Source organism: Haloferax sulfurifontis ATCC BAA-897 (genome assembly GCF_000337835.1).
Lineage (GTDB): Archaea > Halobacteriota > Halobacteria > Halobacteriales > Haloferacaceae > Haloferax > Haloferax denitrificans.
Map to the genome: position 1 here is coordinate 265,853 of NZ_AOLM01000004.1, position 18,644 is coordinate 284,496.

19 protein-coding genes are annotated in these 18,644 nt (G+C 68.9%); 13 read left to right on the forward strand and 6 right to left on the reverse strand.

What is annotated here, in order from left to right:
* The first annotated feature begins 41 nt into the window (after positions 1 to 41).
* From C441_RS03580 to C441_RS03610, 8 genes are all read left to right on the forward strand, one after another.
* Positions 42 to 1,229: an MBL fold metallo-hydrolase gene (locus C441_RS03580; protein WP_007273831.1), complete on the forward strand. Its 1,188-nt coding sequence runs from the start codon at positions 42 to 44 to the stop codon at positions 1,227 to 1,229.
* Positions 1,230 to 1,721, forward strand: coding sequence for a YeeE/YedE family protein (locus C441_RS03585; RefSeq protein ID WP_007273832.1), 492 nt, complete (start codon positions 1,230 to 1,232; stop codon positions 1,719 to 1,721). It begins immediately after the preceding gene.
* Positions 1,718 to 2,182: a DUF6691 family protein gene (locus C441_RS03590; protein WP_004968138.1), complete on the forward strand. Its 465-nt coding sequence runs from the start codon at positions 1,718 to 1,720 to the stop codon at positions 2,180 to 2,182. Before C441_RS03585 ends, C441_RS03590 begins: the two co-directional genes overlap by 4 nt.
* Before the next feature lie 502 nt (positions 2,183 to 2,684).
* Complete coding sequence (locus C441_RS19805) at positions 2,685 to 2,834, forward strand: DUF7512 family protein (protein WP_004968137.1); 150 nt, start codon at positions 2,685 to 2,687, stop codon at positions 2,832 to 2,834.
* Entirely contained in the window at positions 2,831 to 3,874 is a 1,044-nt protein-coding gene (locus C441_RS03595) for a sulfite exporter TauE/SafE family protein (RefSeq protein ID WP_007273833.1), read from the forward strand. The genes C441_RS19805 and C441_RS03595 overlap by 4 nt, the downstream gene beginning before the upstream one ends.
* Positions 3,875 to 4,017: 143 nt before the next feature.
* Entirely contained in the window at positions 4,018 to 4,398 is a 381-nt protein-coding gene (locus tag C441_RS03600) for a helix-turn-helix domain-containing protein (RefSeq protein ID WP_004968134.1), read from the forward strand.
* Positions 4,399 to 4,509: 111 nt separating this feature from the next.
* Positions 4,510 to 4,716 carry a DUF7835 family putative zinc beta-ribbon protein gene (locus C441_RS03605; RefSeq protein ID WP_004968133.1) on the forward strand — a complete coding sequence of 69 codons (207 nt, stop codon included), beginning with the start codon at positions 4,510 to 4,512 and terminating at the stop codon, positions 4,714 to 4,716.
* Between the two features lie 85 nt (positions 4,717 to 4,801).
* Complete coding sequence (locus C441_RS03610; RefSeq protein WP_004968132.1) at positions 4,802 to 5,194, forward strand: response regulator transcription factor; 393 nt, start codon at positions 4,802 to 4,804, stop codon at positions 5,192 to 5,194.
* 26 nt (positions 5,195 to 5,220) lie between these two features.
* Here C441_RS03610 and C441_RS03615 read toward each other — a convergent pair whose 3' ends face one another.
* Both C441_RS03615 and C441_RS03620 read right to left on the reverse strand, forming a co-directional pair.
* Positions 5,221 to 6,978, reverse strand: a complete 1,758-nt coding sequence (locus tag C441_RS03615; protein ID WP_007273834.1) for a bacterio-opsin activator domain-containing protein — start codon at positions 6,976 to 6,978, stop codon at positions 5,221 to 5,223.
* A 164-nt stretch (positions 6,979 to 7,142) separates the two neighbouring features.
* On the reverse strand, positions 7,143 to 9,158 hold the full coding sequence (locus C441_RS03620) for a PAS domain S-box protein (protein WP_007273835.1): 2,016 nt from the start codon (positions 9,156 to 9,158) through the stop codon (positions 7,143 to 7,145).
* A 403-nt stretch (positions 9,159 to 9,561) separates the two neighbouring features.
* Between C441_RS03620 and C441_RS03625 the strand changes: the two genes are divergently transcribed.
* Together C441_RS03625 and C441_RS03630 are read left to right on the forward strand one after the other, a co-directional pair.
* Complete coding sequence (locus tag C441_RS03625) at positions 9,562 to 9,864, forward strand: UPF0058 family protein (RefSeq protein WP_007273836.1); 303 nt, start codon at positions 9,562 to 9,564, stop codon at positions 9,862 to 9,864.
* An 81-nt stretch (positions 9,865 to 9,945) separates the two neighbouring features.
* Positions 9,946 to 11,688 carry a DNA mismatch repair protein MutS gene (locus tag C441_RS03630; RefSeq protein ID WP_007273837.1) on the forward strand — a complete coding sequence of 581 codons (1,743 nt, stop codon included), beginning with the start codon at positions 9,946 to 9,948 and terminating at the stop codon, positions 11,686 to 11,688.
* A gap of 78 nt (positions 11,689 to 11,766) precedes the next feature.
* On the opposite strand, the gene C441_RS03635 is transcribed toward C441_RS03630, so the two are convergent.
* Positions 11,767 to 11,988 (reverse strand): DUF7511 domain-containing protein, encoded by a 222-nt coding sequence (locus C441_RS03635; protein WP_049917734.1) that lies wholly within the window; start codon positions 11,986 to 11,988, stop codon positions 11,767 to 11,769.
* A 237-nt stretch (positions 11,989 to 12,225) separates the two neighbouring features.
* On the opposite strand from C441_RS03635, the gene C441_RS03640 reads away from it, so the two are divergent.
* On the forward strand, positions 12,226 to 12,414 hold the full coding sequence (locus C441_RS03640; RefSeq protein WP_049920409.1) for a DUF7576 family protein: 189 nt from the start codon (positions 12,226 to 12,228) through the stop codon (positions 12,412 to 12,414).
* A gap of 69 nt (positions 12,415 to 12,483) precedes the next feature.
* On the opposite strand, the gene C441_RS03645 is transcribed toward C441_RS03640, so the two are convergent.
* From C441_RS03645 to C441_RS03655, 3 genes are all read right to left on the reverse strand, one after another.
* Positions 12,484 to 14,838, reverse strand: coding sequence for an ATP-dependent DNA helicase (locus C441_RS03645; protein WP_049920403.1), 2,355 nt, complete (start codon positions 14,836 to 14,838; stop codon positions 12,484 to 12,486).
* Between the two features lie 80 nt (positions 14,839 to 14,918).
* Complete coding sequence (locus tag C441_RS03650) at positions 14,919 to 15,305, reverse strand: ArsR/SmtB family transcription factor (protein ID WP_049917733.1); 387 nt, start codon at positions 15,303 to 15,305, stop codon at positions 14,919 to 14,921.
* Positions 15,306 to 15,347: 42 nt separating this feature from the next.
* Entirely contained in the window at positions 15,348 to 16,532 is a 1,185-nt protein-coding gene (locus C441_RS03655) for an MFS transporter (RefSeq protein ID WP_007273840.1), read from the reverse strand.
* An 89-nt stretch (positions 16,533 to 16,621) separates the two neighbouring features.
* Between C441_RS03655 and C441_RS03660 the strand changes: the two genes are divergently transcribed.
* Together C441_RS03660 and moaC are read left to right on the forward strand one after the other, a co-directional pair.
* Positions 16,622 to 18,058, forward strand: coding sequence for an NAD(P)H-hydrate dehydratase (locus C441_RS03660; RefSeq protein WP_275040256.1), 1,437 nt, complete (start codon positions 16,622 to 16,624; stop codon positions 18,056 to 18,058).
* Positions 18,055 to 18,582 carry a cyclic pyranopterin monophosphate synthase MoaC gene (gene moaC, locus C441_RS03665; RefSeq protein ID WP_007273842.1) on the forward strand — a complete coding sequence of 176 codons (528 nt, stop codon included), beginning with the start codon at positions 18,055 to 18,057 and terminating at the stop codon, positions 18,580 to 18,582. The genes C441_RS03660 and moaC overlap by 4 nt, the downstream gene beginning before the upstream one ends.
* Positions 18,583 to 18,644: the final 62 nt, after the last annotated feature.

Below are 18,644 nucleotides of genomic sequence, written 5' to 3' on the forward strand. Positions count from 1 at the left end.
GAAAGCTTAAGTCGAACCACCCGATAGTGGGTGATGCATACATGACCGTTCCAGACCTGCCGGAACTCGAAGTCGACGTGCCAGTCATCGAACCCGAGGCGCTGAAAGCCCGCATCGACGAGGGCGAGGCGCTGACCATCCTCGACAACCGCGTGCCGTCGGAACACGAGGACTGGCGCATCGACGGCGAGAACGTCTCGCACGTCAACATCCCCTATTTCGAGTTCCTCGACGAGGAGCTCGACGAGTCGCTGTTCGAGGACCTGCCCGAGGACGAGGAGTTCGTCGTCCTCTGTGCGAAGGGCCACTCCTCGGAGTACGTCGCCGGGTTGCTCATCCAGGAGGGCTACGACGCCGTGGCGCTCGAACGCGGCATGAACGGCTGGGCGAGAATCTACGAGTACACCGAACTGGAGACCGACGGCGACGCGCTCGTCGCGCAGTACCAGCGCCCCTCCAGCGGCTGTCTGGCGTACCTCGTCGTCGACGGCGACGAGGCCGCCGTCGTCGACCCGCTTCGCTACTTCGCCGACGAGTACGTCGCCGACGCGAAGGCGCTCGGCGCGGAGCTGAAGTACGCCATCGACACGCACATCCACGCCGACCACATCAGCGGGGTCCGCACGCTGGTCGAAGACTACGGCGTCACGGGCGTCATCCCCGAGGCCGCCGAAGGCCGCGGCGTCGACTACGACACCCCCTACGAGACCATCGCGGACGGCGAGACCCTCACCGTCGGCGACACCGACATCGAGGCCATCCACACGCCCGGCCACACGACCGGCATGACGACCTACAAGGTCGACAACGTGCTCTTTACGGGCGACGGCCTGTTCATCGAGTCGGTCGCCCGCCCCGACCTCGAAGACGGGGACGAGGGCGCGCCCGACGCGGCCGGGATGCTCTACGACTCCCTGCAGGAGCGCGTCCTCTCGCACGACGACGACGCCATCGTGGCCTCCGCGCACTTCAGCGACGCGGCAATCCCCGCCGACGACGGCAGTTACACCGCCACGCTCGGGGAACTGAAGGACACGATGGACGCACTTTCGATGCCCAAAGAGGAGTTCGTGGAGTTCATCCTCTCCGATATGCCGCCGCGGCCGGCCAACTACGTCGACATCATCGAAACGAACCTCGGTGTGCAGGAGTCCGACGACGACCGCGCCTTCGAGCTCGAACTCGGGCCGAACAACTGCGCGGCCAGCAACGAAGCCCTGACGAACTAAATGTCGGGTCTGACGCCGCTCCTCGTCGACGGGCTCTTCCCGAACGGCATCGCGCACTACGCGCTCGGCGGCCTCCTCATCGGCCTCGGGACCGCCGTCATCTACCTCGGGACGGGCGTCATCGCCGGCGCGAGCACCTTCCTCGAATCGACGCTGTCGTACGTCTCCGACCTCCCGCGGTTCAACAAGGCGAAGTACGTCGCCTCGCGGGACTGGCGGGTCGTGTTCACGCTGAGCATCGTCGCCGGGGCCGCGCTGTACACCGTCCTGTTCGGCGACGGCTGGTGGGTCTCTGACGTGCAACCGTGGCGCTTCGCCGTCGGCGGCGTGCTCGTCGGCGTCGGCACCCGCATCGGGAAGGGCTGTACGTCCGGCCACGGGGTCTGCGGCGTCGGCTCGCGCTCGCGGACCTCGCTCGTCAACGTCGCCACCTTCATGCTCGTCGCCATCGGGATCGCACAGCTCCTGAGCGCGCTGGGGGTGTCGCCGTGAGCGACGACGAGCGCGGACTCGGGTTCATGCTGGTCGTCATCGCGGGCGGCCTGATATTCGGGTTCGGCCTCGCCGTCAGCAACATGGCCCGCCCGGAGGTCGTCCTCGACTTCCTCCAGTTCGACGACTTCGGCCTCCTCTTCGTGATGGGCGGCGCCGCCGTCGTCACCGGCACCGTCTTCGCGCTCGCCGAGGCGTTCGGCGACCGCGCGCCCCTCACCGGGCGCGACTACGGCCGCCGCCTGAAGTCGTTCGACAAGAACGTCGTCGTCGGCGGGGTCATCTTCGGAGCCGGCTGGGGCATCTCGGGTATCTGCCCCGGCGCGGCCTACGCCAGCGTCGGCATCGGCAACTACCCCATCCTCATCGCCATCGGCGGGATGTTCGTCGGCGCGTACCTACAGGGGCTCTGGCGCGCCCGCCGCGCCGAGAGCGCCGCGACCGGCACCTCCGCCGACTGAGCCGTCTCGCGACGAACCCGGTTTCGATTTCGTTCTTTTCGTACCTCGACCTCGACCGTAAGCGGCGGCGACGCCCTCGACGCCCGCTCCGTTGAACGCGGACGCGAGGCAACGAGTCGCGCGCGCCGTCGAGTGCGGAGACTCGTGTTCCCTCCCAGCGTGGCGTTCGAAGCTCGCCCAGACGCTCGTATGTGCCGCCGTGAGCGCCTTTCGACGCCGTTCTCTCGTCTCCGACTCCATGTGGGAATAGAATTGTACAATAGACAAAATACTATTCTGTCATAGGTAGCGGCCAAATATGTTTGTAAGGCCGCGTGATACAAAATGTGCCCCGATTTAGTGGTATTTCTATGCTGTTTCTATAACTTATGTGTATGCAACGAGGATATGGTATTGTATAGTATTCCCAAAAGCGTTATATCCTCACTCCGGTTAGCCAGCCATGTACAAGAAAGTATGATTCGCACAAGACACACCGGGCACCCCGAGGGGTGCTGGTAAGATGTTCGGAATCGAGACGTTGGGCGGCAACGTTCAGGCCGCCGCGCTCGTCGGCATCGTCCTCGTCGAGGCGATGGTCCTGTACGTCGGCTACGGCGCGCTGACCGCCGCGGTCGGGCCGTCCGTGCGGAAGGCCATCGGTGGTGAGTGAGCGTGTTCGAGCTACTGGGCATGTCGGCCGGGATGCTGGCGCTTTTCGTCGCGTTCGGCGTCCTCATCGGCATCCTGTTCGGCTTCTTCGGCATGGGCGGGTCGTTCCTCGTGACGCCCGCGCTCCTCGTCATGGGCTACCCCTCGCGCGTGGCCGTCGGCTCCGGCCTCGCGTTCGTCTTCGGGACCTCGGTTATCGCGACGCTGAAACACCGCGACCTCGGACAGGTCGACTACAAACTCGGCGTCTCGATGATTATCGGGACCACGGTCGGCCTCGAAGTCGGGAAGGAAATCGTCCTCTACCTCGAAGAGCTCGGACTCGCCGGTAACATCATCAGCGTCACGTACGTGCTCTTGCTCGGCGGTATCGGGCTGTTCGTCACCTACGAGGCGCTGAAGGGCGGCAACGGCGGCGGCGTCAGCCACGACGTGGACGGCGACGCCGACATCGACGCCGACGACATCCCCGAGCTGGCGAAGAAGATTCAGAGCTACTCGCTCCCGCCGATGATAACGCTTCGCGGCGGCGTCAAGGTCTCGCTGTGGATGATCCTCCTCGTCGCGTTCGCCACGGGGCTCCTCTCGGGGTTCCTCGGCGTCGGCGGCGGCTTCATCCGCATGCCCGCGCTGTTCTACCTCATCGGCGTCCCGGTGCCCATCGCGGTCGGGACCGACCTGTTCGAAATCATGTTCTCGGGCGGTATCGGCTCGTTCCTCTACGCGCAGTCCGGCGGCGTCGACCTCTCTATCGTCGCGCCGCTCCTCGCCGGTTCGGCGCTCGGCGCGCGCGTCGGCTCCGCCGCGACCTCCATCGTCGACGAGGACGAAATCAAGGTCTACTTCGGCCTGATGTTGCTCCTCGGCGCGCTCGCGGTCGCCGTGCGGCAGGCCGGGAACTACCTCGGCATGGGCGTCCTCGACTACGTCAGCCTCGCGCTCATCCTCGGCTCGGCGCTCATGGTCTCCGGCGCGGTGCTCTACAGCGCCGTCAAGTCCATGCGCGCGCCCTCGGCCACCGGGAGTTCGACCGCCGACTGAGGGCGACGACTCACACGCGAACCGCACTCGCATCGAACACGAATCCGCGACACCGGGCCGCCGTTTCTCCCCCGGTGTTGTGCAAACTATACAAACCCTTTTGAGGGCTGACCACGTAGCCCGAACCGATAATGGCTAGCTCGATGGTCGAATACCTGCAATCGGACATGGAGTGTGAGGGGCTCCTCGAGTGTCTCCACGGACTGAAACAACTCGACCGGCGGTGTTTCGAGGTGCTCGTCGAGACCGAGGAACACCTCACCGTCGACGAGGTCGCCGACGCGGTCGAACGCGAGCGCTCGACCGCCTACCGCTCCATCCAGCGTCTGTTGCAGGCGGGGCTCATCCAGAAGGAACAGGTCAACTACGAACACGGCGGCTACTACCACGTCTACCACCCGACCGACCCCAACGAGGTCGCGGACGACATGCAACGCATGCTCAACGACTGGTACGCCCAGATGGGCACGCTCATCCAGGAGTTCCGCGACAAGTACGACGAGAAAATCGTCCCCGCAGAGTGAGTTCGTTCGGTCGACGAGCGGCCGTCGCCCCTCGATTGGTTCGCGCGTCCCAAATCGATTAGGTTCCGTATTCAACCGCATACAGTCCATAGCTACTGCTACGACCACTCTATGTCGAAGAGTAAAAGCAGTCCCCGAAACAACGAGTTCGTCGAAGAGTGCCCGTCGTGTGAGTCGCGGACGCCTCACGACGTCTCCATCGAAATCAAGACCGAGAGCCGGAAACGCGAGAACCGTCAGTTCTCCCGCGAACCCTACCGCGTCACGCGCTGTACGCGCTGTGGAGACACGCAGTCCCAGCGCATGAACGACGCGTGAGCGGCGCTCCCGACCGGCGGCCGACCTCCTCCCGCGTCCGACTCCGGACGACCACGCCCGCGACGACGTAACCACGGCCCGAGCCATGACACAGACTCACACTGACGACACGCCGACCGTCCTCCTCGTCGACGACGAGGCCGCCCTCGCCGACAGCCTCGCGCTGTGGCTCGAACGCCGCTACCGCGTCCGGGTCGCCTACTCCGGGCGCGAGGCGCTTCAGGCGTTCGACGACGACGTCGACCTCGTCTTTCTCGACCGCAACCTCCCCGGTCTCTCCGGCGAGTCCGTCCTCGAAGAACTCCGCCGCCGGGTCGACCCGTCGTCGTTCGGCGTCGTCATGCTCAGCGCCTCGCCCGGCGACGAACTGACCGCGCTCCCCGTCGACGACGTCCTCACGAAGCCGGTCACTAAACGCGATGTCTTCGACGCCGCCGCTCGTCTCGTCGGCGACGCGCCAGAAGCGAAACTCGAGTAACCGTTCTCCCGCCGTATCCGCGTCCCTCAGTCGTCCGCCGGCGCGGGACTCAGCTCGTCGAAGTACGTCTCGATGAGCTTTCGCTCCGCCGTCCGGAGATGTTCGTGGAGCGTCGGCGGCGAGATACCGAGCGAGTCGGCGACCTCCTCGGCCGTGCTCCCGCGGGGCCACTCGAAGTACCCGGAGACGAGCGACGTTTCGAGGACCGTCCGCTGTCGGTCGGTCAGCTTCGAGTCGAGCGCCCGCCGGAAGGAGTCCGGTGACTGGACGGACCGCTCGGCCTCGCGCTTTGCGACGACCGAGACGCCCGGTGCGGCCGTCGTCACCGCCTCTACCAGCGCGCCGTGGTCGGCGTCGGCCGCGACGTGGAGCGCGAGGGTCCCAGACCCCTCCGAGAGTGTCAACCGCTCGACGCCCGCGCCGTGGTCGATAGCGGTCGAAAGCACCGCCTCGGCGTCGGTGCGGAGTTCGACGACCGACTCCTCGCCGCCGTCGGAGACGACGCGGGCCTGCGAGACGTCGTCGGCGTCGACGGCGGCCTCGACGGCGTCCGCCCCCGACGCGCCCGCGACGCTGACGAAGCAGGTGAGACCGTCGTCGAGGCGGCTCGCGCTGTCGAGCGAAAGCTGGCAGTCGAGCGTCGCCGAGAGCCCGGCGAGCACGCCGGTGTCGCCGGCGTCGCCGCCGACCTGAAACTCCAGTTCGACGATGCTGTCGCCGTTGAGAAGCTGTTTGCTCTGAGCCGCGCTGATGCCGTTGCCGACGGTCGCCCCGAGGTCGGAAAACAGCGCGGCGGACTCGTCGTCGAAGCCGTCGGTCTCGTCGTAGACGACGAGCGCGCCGTACATCGTCTCGCGGTAGTCGATGGCGACACAGAGCGCCGACACCGCGTCGAGGGCGGCGGCGTCGTCGCCGAACACGGCCGCGCGGTGCGCCTCGGAGATGTCGTCGAAGGCGAAGCCGTCTTCGACCATGCCGTCGATGTCGAACGCCTCGTCGACGAAATCTACGTCGACGCCCGCGGGGTCGAGGCCGTGACCGGCCGCCGCGGTACACCGGAGCGTGCCGGCGGCGGTGCGCCTGAGGACGAACGCGGCCTCGTGGGCGCTCGCGACCGTCTCGCAGACGGTCTGTTCGATTTCGTCGCGGGTGCGCGCGTCGATGAGCGCCCGGTCGACGTCGCGGAGGAGCTCGTTGGTCCGGTTCAGGCGGTCGAGCTGGGCCTCGCGGTTGCGAATCGCCTCCTCGTGTTCGGTCCGCACCGCCTCCAGGCGACTTCGGAGGTCCGAAAGCGCCTCCGGCTCGCGGAGCTCCTCGACGTCGCGGCTGTCGAGCGCCGCCTCGGTGGATTCGAGCGCGAAGTACTCGCGGACCTCGGAGTCGAACCCCGACCGCACGAGCAGTTCCTCGACCGTCTCTTTGACCTCCGTCTCCGAGACGGGCTTGACGAGATAGGCGTCGAACGGCATGTCGACGATGTCGGTGTCGGGCTCGACCGCGGTCATCATCGCCACGCGGCAGTCGAGGCCGCGCTCGCGAATCTCTTCGAGCACGTCGTCGCCCGTGACGTTCGGCATCCGGCGGTCGAGGAGGACGACGTCGACGGTGTCGTCCAGTCGACCGAGAGCCTCTTTTCCGCCGTAGGCGGTCTCGACGGCGAACCGCTCGCCGTCGAGCCAGTACCGGCAGGTGTCCGCGAGGTCCTCGTCGTCGTCGACCACGAGGACGACCTGCTCGGCGGCCCGAAGTTCGGGGCTCTCGCGCGCCGAGCGTTCGGTGACCATCGTATCGAACACACAGTGACGGCGAACGGTAATATATCTGCCCATCGAAGAAGGTGGAATTTAGGCGGTACGGCGACCCGAGTCGGCGGTCTCCGACGGGCGGGGTACCCCCGTCCGAAGGCGGGGAGAACAGAGCGGAAGGCGAGCGGCGCGCGGGACCGACCTCACGCCCGCGGGAGCGTGACGACGAACGTCGCCCCGCCGCGGTCGTTGTCCTCGATTCCGACCGAGCCGCCGTAGCTCTCGACGATTTCGCGGACCAGAAACAGGCCGAAGCCGTTGCCCGGGTTCGACAGGTCCTCGATGCGCTGGTCGACGATGCGGTGTTTCTCCTCGTCGGGGACGCCCGGCCCGTTGTCGGAGACGCGGAGTTCGACCGCGTCGTCGCCGGCGGCCACCTCGACTTCGACCGCGGGGTCCGGCTTGTCGTTGTGCTGGACGGCGTTTTTCAGCAGGTGCTCGACGACCTCGTCCAGCAGGTCGTCGGCGACGACCGAAATCTCCGGCAGTCGCCCGACCGCGACGCTCGCGGCGTCGGACTCCCGCCGGAGCGACTCCACGCCGTGGCCGACCGCCTCGTCGATTCGGCGCGGGCGGAACTCGTGGGACTCGCGCTCGACGATGACCTTCATGAACGTCCGCATCGTCCCCACCAGCTCGGTCATCTCGCGGACGCGTCCCTGTATCGTTTCGAGGTGCGTCAGCCCCGCGTCGCTCACGAAGTCCTCGACGATGTCCGCCCGCGCGCCGACCACGTTCAGCCCGTTCAGGAGGTTGTGGCGGATGATGCGGTTGACGAACTCCAGTCGCTCCTGTTCGCGGCGGAGCGCCCGCTCTCGCTCCTTGCGGGCGGTGATGTCGTGGCCTTCGAGGACCAGAAACGACACCTCGCCCTCGTCGTCGTCGACCGGCGTGACGGAGAAGTCGATGACGACCGTCCGGTCGGTGTTCTCGCGGTCGATTTCGACCTCGTGGCGGACGAACGCTCCGTCGACCGCGCGGTCCAGCGAGTCCCGGAGGTCGGCGACGCGTTCGTCGTCGTCGCGCCACCACGGCGTCTCCCACGCTCGCAGTCCGATGACGTCGTCGCGGTCGGCGTCGACGAGGTCGAGCGCGGCGTCGTTCACCCGGAGGACCGTCCCGTCGGGGTCGACCAGCCCGATGTACTGGAAGGTGCTGTTGAACACCGCGTCCAGTTGCCGTTCGCGGCGCTTCCGGTCGGTCATGTCGCGTGTCACCTTGGCGAAGCCGATGACCTCGCCGGCGTCGTCGGTCAGAGCGGTGATGGTGACAGACGCCCAAAAGCGGGTGCCGTCGGCCCGGACGCGCCAGCCCTCGTCTTCGACCCGGCCCTCGGTGCGCGCCCGGTCGAGGAGGCGGTCGGGCAGGCCGTCTTCGGCGTCCTCGTCGGTGTAGAACGTCTCGATGTGCTCTCCGAGTATCTCTTCGGTGTCGTAGCCCTTGATGGCCGCCGCGCCGCGGTTCCAGCTCTCGACGCGCCCCGAGGCGTCGAGGCGGAACAGCGCGTACTCCTCGATGTTCTCGACGATGCGCGAAAACGCCTGCTCGCGGCGTTCGAGCTCGCGCTCGCGCTCCCGGCGGACGTGAGTGTCGATGCCGTGGGCGACGGCGTGTCCGAGGTTCCAAATCGGCTCGTCGAGCTCCGGGGTGAACGCCCGCTCGTGTTCGGCGTACATCGTGAGCACGCCGTAGCGCGCGTCGTCGTAGACCAGCGGGACCGACGCCGCCGACCGGTAGCCGCGTTCGAGCGCCGGCTCGCGGAACGGCCCGAACGCCGGGTCGTCGGCGATGCTGTGTGTCGCCTGCACCGCGTTCGACCGGACCGCCCGCCCGACTGGGCCGTTTCCCGCGGGGCTGTCCGCCGACACCGACACGGAAATCTCGTCGAGGTAGCCGTCCTCGACGCCGGCCCACGCGGTCGGCTCCACGTCGCCCGTCGTCTCGTCGACGACGCCGACCCACGCGAACCGGAGTTCCCCGGTCTGGACGAGTCGCTCGCAGACCTGCCGTTCGATGTCCGCGCGCCCGGCGGCGTCGACGATCGTCTCGTTCACGTCAGCGACGACCTCGTTGAACGTCGCGAGGATGTCGAGCCGCTGGCGCAGTTCGCGCTCGGTCGCCGACGGCTCGCCGACCGACCGCCGAGACCCGTCGGTCATCCCTCTCGACCCCCCCGCGAATCGGCGTCCCGTCGTGCGTGCATACCCCGACTCTAACCCCCACCGACTTGTGCGTTTCTCGGTCGGGCCGGCTCTTCCCTAACCACGTAGGGCCGTGAATTACTACTGACCGTTCCATTCCACTATGTGGCCACAGTGACCTGCCCGGGTCACTCGTCGTGCCCGCACGCCCCCACGGCGGAATCGACAACCCACCCCCTCTCCGCCCAGGGGACGTGTCCCTGCCCAAACCCCAACTCCCTTTCCGCGAAATCGACCGACGAGCGACGGGTGTTTCGTTCGTGTCCCCGACTCGTACATTCATTTCTAGCGGAGGCAGATACAAGACCGAAAGGACGCCTCACCGCGCCATTTACGCCCGATGAGCACATATGTGCAACTCATGAAGAAAAACGAACTCATCCACGTCCACTCGCTCCTCGTGGAAATCGCCACAGACTACCGCGACAGCGGGGTCGTCACGAGCGCCGACCTCGAACCGTACAACCGACTGGGAATCAGCCCGATGGCCCTCCGGGACTGCCGCGCCGACCACGAGCGCGCCGTCCGGACGCTCACGGCCGTGCTCGCGGTCTGTGCGGCCCGCGACCTCGACCGCGACGCGGAGGCGGTGCCCGGCCGACGCCTGCTCCGGTCCGACGAGACGGCCGGCACTGACACCGACCAGCGCGCCACGTCGTACTGATTTCTCTCCGCGGTCTCCCTCGAACAGCGGCGGCACCGGCCGACGGGTGGACCTAAGAGCGCCCGGTGAGACGCCCTCGGTATGCGACTCGAAGACTACTGGGGCGTCGGTCCGAAGACCTCGGACCGACTGGAATCGGCGCTCGGCAGGGAGGGGGCGGTCGCCGCCATCGAGTCGGCCGACGTGCGGGCGCTCGTCGACGCCGGCGTCACCCGCGGGCGGGCGGTCAGAATTCTCCGCCGGGCCGACGGGCAGGCCGGTATCGACGCGCTTGCGACCCGCGACGCACGGAACGTGTACGACGACCTGCTGTCGCTGGCGAGCGACCGCGCGCTGACCGAACACGCCGCCGACCGAATCCGCGTGTTGACGCCGCTTCCGGGCGTCGAGGCCCGGCGCGACCGCCTCGACCGCATCCTCGCGGCGCGGGAGGCGTGGGCCGACCTCGACGGCGACGCCCGCGACGCTATCGAGGCGGCGTTCCGCGACTACGACGAGGCCGGCGAGACCGAGCGCGCCGCCGTCCGCGCCGCGCTCGAACTCCGGGAGGCCGGACTCCGCGGCGAGCCGTTCGACGCGCTGGCGGAGGCAGACCCCGACGCCCTCCGCGACGCGCTCGGGGCGCTCGGCTACGTCGACAACGACGGCTCGGTCGCGGCGGGTGCCGACGAGCGCCTCGACAGCCTGCGGAGCCGGCTCGACACCGCGAACGAACTCCGATCCGGCTCGTTCGACGTGCTCGAAACCATCCAGTCGCGGGGCGTCCGCTCGCTGGACGACTTCCGAGCCGCGTTCGTCCAGTACGTCGCCCAGGAGACCGACCTCTCGCGCGGCGAGGTCGAGTCGGTCGCCGCCGAGGACGCCCGCGACGCGACCGACTTCGTGAGCGCGTCGCTCCGGGCGCTCGTCGAGGACCTCGAAGCCGACGTCGCCGCCCGCGAGGAGACCGTCGCCGAGGAGTTACGCGACCGAATCTGGGCGGCCCGCGACGACGTGGACCTCGCGGTCGAGGCCGTCGACGAGGTGGCGCTGTCGCTGTCGCTCGCGCGGTTCGCCGACGAGTACGACCTGACGCCGCCGGACATCGCCGAGACCGGGCTGGCGGTCTGCGGCGCGCGGAACCTCTTTCTCGACGACCCACAGCCCGTCTCCTACGCCGTCGGCGACCACGAACTCGCGTGTCCCGCCGGGTCGACACCGCCGGTCGGCGACCGCGTGTCGGTCCTCACGGGGGCCAACAGCGGCGGGAAGACGACGCTCTTGGAGACGCTCTCGCAGGTCGCCATCCTCGCGTCGATGGGGCTTCCCGTCCCCGCCGAGTCGGCGGTCGTCGGTCGGTTCGACTCGGTCGTGTTCCACCGCCGGCACGCGAGTTTCAACGCGGGCGTGCTCGAATCGACGCTCAAGTCCATCGTCCCGCCGCTTTCGGGCGACGGGCGGACGCTGATGCTCGTCGACGAGTTCGAGGCCATCACCGAGCCGGGTCGCGCGGCCGACCTGCTCAACGGACTGGTGAACCTCACCGTCGAGCGCGACGCCTTCGGCGTCTACGTCACGCACCTCGCGGACGAGCTGAGCCCGCTCCCGCCGGAGGCCCGCATCGACGGCATCTTCGCCGAGGGGCTGACCGACGAGCTGGAACTGCGCGTGGACTACCAGCCGCGGTTCGGGACGGTCGGCAAGTCCACGCCGGAGTTCATCGTCTCGCGGCTGGTGGCGAACGCCGGCGACCGCGCCGAGCGCGCCGGCTTCGAGGCGCTGGCGGCGGCGGTGGGCGAAGAGGCGGTACAAAAGACGCTGTCCGACGCCGAGTTCGTCGGCTGACGCGACGCGGCGTCGGAGGGGGCTAGCGGCGGCGGAGGCTCTCGTCGGCGGCGCGGCGACCGCGTCGGCGTCGGCGACTCAGCACATCTCGTCGAGCGAGACGAACGCGTCGGCGTCGGCGGTCAACCACGCCTCCATCCGGTCGCAACAGCTGTCGCGTCGGGGGTAGACGGTGACCTGGTCCGGGCTCCCTCGATAGGAGACGACGACGCTATGGAGGAAGCGTTCCCCGGTGGTATCCGCGCCGGCGCGGTCAGCGGTCCCTGCAACCGAGTTCTGAGATGCGGGCAGTTCGGACATTCGCCGTCACGTAGACAAACGCGACCGTGATTACATAACCTTCACTAAGTGTGGTAGGCATTGACAATATCCGGAGGTTACAAAACGTTGCACCAAGTGGGAGTACGGAGTGATACATAGCCGCGCTCGCCGACGCGAAGGCGTGGATTCCACAGTTTCGCGGCGTCGGCCGCGCCGTCGGGCGACTTCTGCCGGCGGAGACGGGTTGAAGTGCCCGGAACCGCCATCTGGGTGTCAATGGTCGATCCCACGTCCGATTTGGAAGAAAACGTAGACCCAGAAGACGCCCCGACCTGCGCGACGTGCGGGGAACCGATTGTGAACAGCCCGACGCACCACGTCGTCACGTGGGTCGAAGACGACGCTTTGCAGGCGCGGCACTTCTGCGACGACGACTGCCGGGACGCGTGGGACGACGAGCGGTAGCCGCTTTCTGACGGCCGATTCGCAGGACGCGATTCCACCCGACCTGACCCGACCCAACTCCGGCCGCGACTACTCGACCGACGACCAGAACTGGTCGAGGCCGAAGCCGAGCATGTCCGGACTGACGGGTCTGAACTCCTCGCGCTCCTGTGCCGGCAGGTAGTCGCGGACGCCGTTCCACGAGTCGCGGGCGTACCGAGCGTCGACGAAGACGCGGACGCCGACCTCGTCGGTGCCGCGGATGACGCGCCCGATGGCCTGTCGCGCCTTTCTGACCGCGGGCACCGTGAGCGCGGTCTCGAACCCGTCTCCGAACTCGCGGTCGTAGGCGGTCTTTACCGCGCGGGTCCGCGGCGACGACGTGTTGATGAGCGGGACGCCGCAGACGACGGCGGCCGAGAGCTTGTCGCCGCTGTAGTCGACGCCCTCGGTGAGCGTGCCGCGGAGACTCGTCACGAGCACCTTCCCCTCGCCGCCGAAGAAGTCGCGCTTGAGTCGCTCGGTGGCCCCGTCGTCGGACGACTCGTCGAGGAGGACGGGCTTGCCGACGCGGGCTTCGAGCGCGCCGGCCATCCACTCGGCCTCGGCGTAGTTCGGCATCCCGACGAGGACGTTCCCCGGCGACCGCTCGCACACCTCGACCGCGGCGTCGGTGTACGCGAGCCGCGTCTCGTTTTCCTCGCCGGGCGGCCCGCGGTTGCTGTGGGTGAACTTCGGCACGTCGACGGCGAAGCTCGCGCGGTTCGACTCGGGGAAGCCGAGGCCGAACGTCCGCTCTGCCACCGGGCGGCCGTCGTCGGCGAGGGCGTCGAGGCCGGTCACGCGCCGGAACACGTCGATTGGTTCGAGCGTCGCGCTCATGAGGACGCCGCCGCCGAAGTCGCCGAGGCGCTCCGCGATGGCCTCGCCGGGGACGCAGTTGTGGACCGACAGCCGGGCGTTGTACGCGCGCCGCCACGACTCCGGCGGCTCCATCTCGTCCCACGTCCGTTCGAATTCGATTTCGCGGAAGTGCTTTTCGTGGTCCGCGTAGGCCCACGTCGAAAGCGCCCGCCCCGCCGCGGGCGCGGCCCGGCGCTTGTCGTCGTCCTCCACCGAGTCGAGGATGCGGGCGACCGCCGACCCGGTCGCCTCGGCGCGGACCCACGTCCCCTCGTCGTGGCCGCTCTCTTCGGCCCACTCGGTGAGTTCGTCGACGCCGGGCTCCTCGGGGTCTCGAAGCGGGAGCTCCTCGTCTTCGAGTTCGGTGAGGTCGGCGCGCCAGCCGACGTACTCGCGGTCGAGGTGGGCGGTCACGCGCCGGTCGAGTTCCTCCCGGAGGTCGCGGATGAAGTCCCGGGTCTCCTCCAGTTCGCGGAGCGTCACGTCGGCCTCCTGTAGCTCCCCGCGGACGAGGTCGGCGTCGACGGTGGACTTGCCGGCGTCGTCGAACTTCACGGGCTGGATGACGCGCGTGAACTCGCTTTCGGCGTCGCGGAGCGTCCGGTCGCCGACGCCGACGGAGACGAGGTCGCGGACGCGGGGTTCGAGCATGTGCGCCTCGTCGCAGATGACGAACGTCGAGTCGTCGACGAGCGCGCCGGTGAAGGTGCCGACGGTCGTCGGGTCGAACGCGTGGTAGTAGTTGCCGACGACGACCTCGACGTGGGGCAACAGCGCGCCCATCACGGAGTGGGGACACGACCCCGCGCCCGCGGCCAGCGAGACGAGGTCCTCGGTCCCGATGAGTCCCTTCTCGTCGAACTCGAAGGGGACGGCCTCGATTGGGTCGCCGTCCTCGGGGAGGTCCGCGAGGAAGTTCGCATAAAAGGGGCAGTACTCCACGTCCTCGTACTCCGGCATCGACGTCGGGTACGGCGTCGGGTCGCCCGCGGTTTCGAGGTAGTCCGGCCCCGCGGCCGTCGAGCCGGTGTCGAGGAGGCCGGTCTGTTGCTCGCGGGCGTCCGTGGCGAGCGCCTCGGCGCTGGTCCGGCCGCCGTCGCCGACGAGCCCGCGGGTCCGGTCGCGGAGCGCCTCACAGCGGTCGTAGACGGTCGCGTCGTCGATGCCGCCACAGCCCTCGCGGCTGTAGGGACACACGTCGGACTTGCCGACGAGCGTGAGCCCCGAGACGGGCTTCCAGTCGGTCGGGAGGTTCTCGTTTATGGTTCGGAGGTCGGCCTCGAACTGCCGGAGCTGTTGCTTGACGCTCGTGAGGACGAAGACGCGCTCGTAGTCGGAGTCGGGGTCGCGGACGAGGTCGATGCCGGCGGTGAGCGCGAGCATCGTCTTGCCGGTCCCGCACGCGCCCTCCACGACGGCGAAGCCGTCGTCGCGGGCGGTCTGTATCGCGGTCTCGATTCCGTCGGCCTGCTCCGGGTACGCCTCCGGGTGGCCGAACACCTCCTGCCAGGTCACGCTCTGTGGTCCAGTTGCGACGGCCATAGGGGTGTCGGTGAGTGGCCGCGGCGTCGCACTTGAACGTTCGCGCCGGGGCGAGGAGGAATGGGGCGGGGCGCGCCGAGCTATTCGAGGAACGCGGAGATGACCTCGGCGAAGGCCTCGCGGTCGTCGGCGTCGCCGCCGACGCAGACGACGAACGGCGCGGCGGCGGCGTACACCTTCATCTCGCGGCCCTTCTCGGAGTAGCGGGTGTCGGCGACGCGGACGAGGTCGGCGTCGATGAGGTTTCCGAGGTGGTGACGGGCGTTCTGGACGGAGGTGTCGACCCGCTTCGAGAGTTCGGTCGCCGTCGCGGGCGACTCCTGCAGACACGAAAGCAGGTCGCGGGCGGTGTCACAGGAGAGGCTCCCGAGGAGTCGCGCCGTCTCGTCGTCGTCGAGCCAGTGAACCCGAGGGTCGGCCTCACCGCTCGCATCGACGGCTCCGTCGGACGGTCGCAACTCTGACACGTGGGTGATATTTCTGGAGGGAGAAGTAAATCGTTTCGGCTGTCAGGCGCTCGACGGCTCGGCGCGGTCGACGCCGGGCAGTCGGTTCAGCGCGTAGAGGACGGCGAGCGCGGCGACGAACACCGCGAGTCCCCCGGCGAGCGTTCGGAAGACGGCCTCGAAGGCGTAGTTCGCCTCGGTCAGGAAGCCGACCGCGCCGCTCCCGTTGGCCTCCAAGAGGAGCGCCGCGCCGCTGAAGACGGCGTAGGCGCTCCCGCGGGCGTCGCTCGGCAACGACGAGAGCATGAACGTGTCGAGCGCGGGAAACAGGCTGTGGACGACGTAGCCGAGCACCGCGACGACGACGGCGACGGCGACGAAGCCCTGGGCGTACGTCAGGGCGACGAGCGCGCCGATGAAGGCGACGAGTAGGCCGAAGATGTACGGGACGTGCGGGAGCTTGTCGGCGAGGCGGCCCGAAAGCGAGAACGCGGGGACGCCCGCCGCGAAGACGATGGTGAGCATCGTGCTCGCCGCGGCGGGGTCGAACGCCTTCGCCTGCGTCATGTACGACACGAGGAAGTTGAAAAGCCCCTGCCAGACGAACCCCGCGGGCGCGATGAGGAGGATGCCCGTGAGAATGAGCTTCCAGTGGCCGAGCGCGGCGGAGAAATCGCGGTCCGCGCCCGTGCCGGCCCCCGCGCTCCCGTCGCGGGAGACGGCGTAGAGGAGGAGCGTCACGAGCGCGCCGGCGACCGCCAGCACCCAGAACGTCTCGCGCCACGAGTACGACGCGAGGATGAACACGACGACGGGCGCGGCGACGACGGCGGCGACCTGACTGGCCGCGCCGTGGATGCCGACCATGCGGCCGACGCGCTCGGGGAACAGTTCGCCGACGAGCGGGGTCGCGGAGACGAAGTACGCCCCCGAGGCGAGCCCGAGGCCGAACGCGCCGATTTGGAGCGTCAGCACCGACGTCGCGCTCGCGGTGAACGCCGCGGCGGCGACGAGGAGCGTGCCCGACCCGAGGACGACCTTCGACCGCGAGACGCGCGTGAGGAGGTAGCCGACGGGGATGCGCGGGATGGCGGTCCCGAGCCAGACGAGGCTCGTCACGACGCCGATGGTCGCCGGGCCGACCGAGAACTGCGTCTGGAGCGTCTCGACGAGCGGCGGGAACGCGACGCGGCCGAAGTTGACGAGGAAGACGAGTCCGCAGAGAGTTCCGAAGAGGCGGCGAGTCACTACCGCGGATTCAGCCGCCGCCGTGTCAAACGTTGCGAATCCGACCCGCGACCACATGTGTTAACGCGCCGCCGGGCAAACGGGGGCGTATGATTACGAGTCGACGCATGGCCGCGGTCGACCTGAACGCCGAGGCGCTCGGCGTGCCGCGGAAACAGCTCATGGAGTCGAGCGGGAACGCCGTCGCGCGGGCGTGCCGCGACCTCGCGGACCCCGGCGCGTCGGTCGCAGTCGTCGCCGGGCGCGGCAACAACGGCGGCGACGCCCTCGTCGCCGCGCGGTTCCTGAAGGCGTACGACGTGACCGTCCACCTGCTCGGCCGCCCCGAGACGATTTCGACCGACATCGCCCGCGAGAACTGGGACGCCCTCGTCGCGGGCGAGGCCGACCACCGGACCGTCACCGACTCGGCCGGCTTCGACCTCGGCGACCCGGACCTCGTCGTGGACGCGATGCTCGGCACCGGCGTCACCGGCGCGCTCCGCGAACCCGAGGCGACGGCCGCGCGCGCCATCAACGACTCCTCGGCGACCGTCCTCGCGGTGGACGTGCCCTCCGGCGTCGACGCCGATACGGGCGACGCGGCGGGCCTCGCGGTCGACGCCGACCGGGTCGTCACCTTCCACGACGACAAGCCCGGCCTCGGCGACCTCGACTGCGAGGTCGTCGTCGCCGACATCGGCATCCCCGAGGCCGCGGAGCTGTTCACCGGTCCCGGCGACCTCCTCGCGCTCGACCGCGACGCCCAGAGCCACAAGGGCGACCACGGCGACGTGCTCGTCGTCGGCGGCGGTCCGTACACCGGCGCGCCCGCGCTCGCCGCGCAGTCGGCCCTCAGAGCCGGCGCTGACCTCGCCCGCGTCGCCTGCCCCGAGGCCGTCGCCCGCGAGGTACAGGGCTACTCCGAGAACCTCATCGTCCGCGGCTTTTCGGGCGACCGACTCGCGCCCGAACACGTCCCGGACCTCCTCGACTTCGCCGCCGACCGCGACGCGGTCGTCTTCGGCCCCGGCCTCGGCGACGCCGACGAGTCGCTCGCCGCGGTCCGCGAGTTCCTCGCCGCCTACGACGGGACCGCCGTCGTCGACGCCGACGCCCTGCAGGTCGTCCCCGACGTGGACACCGAGGCGACGCTCATCTGTACGCCCCATCAGGGCGAGTTGCGGAAGATGGGCGGCGAGACCGACTCCGACTGGGAGGTCCGGAGCGACCTCGTCCGCGAGTTCGCCGCCGACCTCGGCCACACGCTCCTCGTGAAGGGCGCGTACGACGTGGTTTCGGACGGCGACGCGGTCCGCGTCAACCGAACCGGGAACCCCGGCATGACCGTCGGCGGCACCGGCGACGTGCTGGCGGGCGCGACCGGCGCGCTCGCGGCCGTCCTGCCCCCGCTCGACGCGGCCGCCGTCGCGGCCTACGGAAACGGCCGCGCGGGCGACCTCGCCGCCGAGGCGTTCGGCGGCGGCCTCGTCGCCACCGACCTCTTGGAACGACTGCCCGCGGCCCTGCGAGGTGACGAAGCATGAGCGACGAGCGCGCCGGTGCGGAGTCGAACGAATCGGTTGACCGCGACGACAGCGACCTGACCCACGTTGACGAGGAAGGCAACGTCCAGATGGTCGACGTGGGCGCGAAGCCGGACAGCCGCCGCCGGGCGGTCGCCCGCGGGACCATCCACCTCAGCGCCTCGACGGTTCGGGCCATCCGCGACGACGAAATCGGGAAGGGCGACGTGTTGGCGACCGCCCGAATCGGCGCGATTCAGGCCGTCAAGCACACGTGGGAGACGATTCCGATGTGCCACCAGATACCCATCACGAACGTCGACACCGAGTTCGAGGTGGCCGACGAGTCGGTCACGCTCTCCGTGACGGTCGGGACGACCGGCAAGACGGGCTGTGAGATGGAGGCGCTAGAGGGCGTGACGACCGGCCTCAACGTCGTCTGGGACATGGTGAAAGCCGCGGAGAAAGACGACGACGGCCAGTATCCGGGGACGCGAATCTCGGACGTGGAAGTCGTCACGAAGGAGAAAGCGACGCTCGACTGAGTCGAAACCGGCGGGTCGGGTCGAGTCCGCGACGGACCAAAGCGTGGTGGGCGCGACTCGGC

Bases quoted from the DNA above. Each gene is read 5' to 3' on its own strand.
- C441_RS03580 (WP_007273831.1), top strand. From the start codon at position 42: ATGACCGTTCCAGACCTGCCGGAACTCGAAGTCGACGTGCCAGTCATC.
- C441_RS03585 (WP_007273832.1), top strand. From the start codon at position 1,230: ATGTCGGGTCTGACGCCGCTCCTCGTCGACGGGCTCTTCCCGAACGGC.
- C441_RS19805 (WP_004968137.1), top strand. From the start codon at position 2,685: ATGTTCGGAATCGAGACGTTGGGCGGCAACGTTCAGGCCGCCGCGCTC.
- C441_RS03600 (WP_004968134.1), top strand. From the start codon at position 4,018: ATGGTCGAATACCTGCAATCGGACATGGAGTGTGAGGGGCTCCTCGAG.
- C441_RS03605 (WP_004968133.1), top strand. From the start codon at position 4,510: ATGTCGAAGAGTAAAAGCAGTCCCCGAAACAACGAGTTCGTCGAAGAG.
- C441_RS03610 (WP_004968132.1), top strand. From the start codon at position 4,802: ATGACACAGACTCACACTGACGACACGCCGACCGTCCTCCTCGTCGAC.
- C441_RS03615 (WP_007273834.1), bottom strand. From the start codon at position 6,978: ATGGTCACCGAACGCTCGGCGCGCGAGAGCCCCGAACTTCGGGCCGCC.
- C441_RS03620 (WP_007273835.1), bottom strand. From the start codon at position 9,158: ATGACCGACGGGTCTCGGCGGTCGGTCGGCGAGCCGTCGGCGACCGAG.
- C441_RS03625 (WP_007273836.1), top strand. From the start codon at position 9,562: ATGAAGAAAAACGAACTCATCCACGTCCACTCGCTCCTCGTGGAAATC.
- C441_RS03630 (WP_007273837.1), top strand. From the start codon at position 9,946: ATGCGACTCGAAGACTACTGGGGCGTCGGTCCGAAGACCTCGGACCGA.
- C441_RS03635 (WP_049917734.1), bottom strand. From the start codon at position 11,988: ATGTCCGAACTGCCCGCATCTCAGAACTCGGTTGCAGGGACCGCTGAC.
- C441_RS03640 (WP_049920409.1), top strand. From the start codon at position 12,226: ATGGTCGATCCCACGTCCGATTTGGAAGAAAACGTAGACCCAGAAGAC.
- C441_RS03645 (WP_049920403.1), bottom strand. From the start codon at position 14,838: ATGGCCGTCGCAACTGGACCACAGAGCGTGACCTGGCAGGAGGTGTTC.
- C441_RS03660 (WP_275040256.1), top strand. From the start codon at position 16,622: ATGATTACGAGTCGACGCATGGCCGCGGTCGACCTGAACGCCGAGGCG.
- moaC (WP_007273842.1), top strand. From the start codon at position 18,055: ATGAGCGACGAGCGCGCCGGTGCGGAGTCGAACGAATCGGTTGACCGC.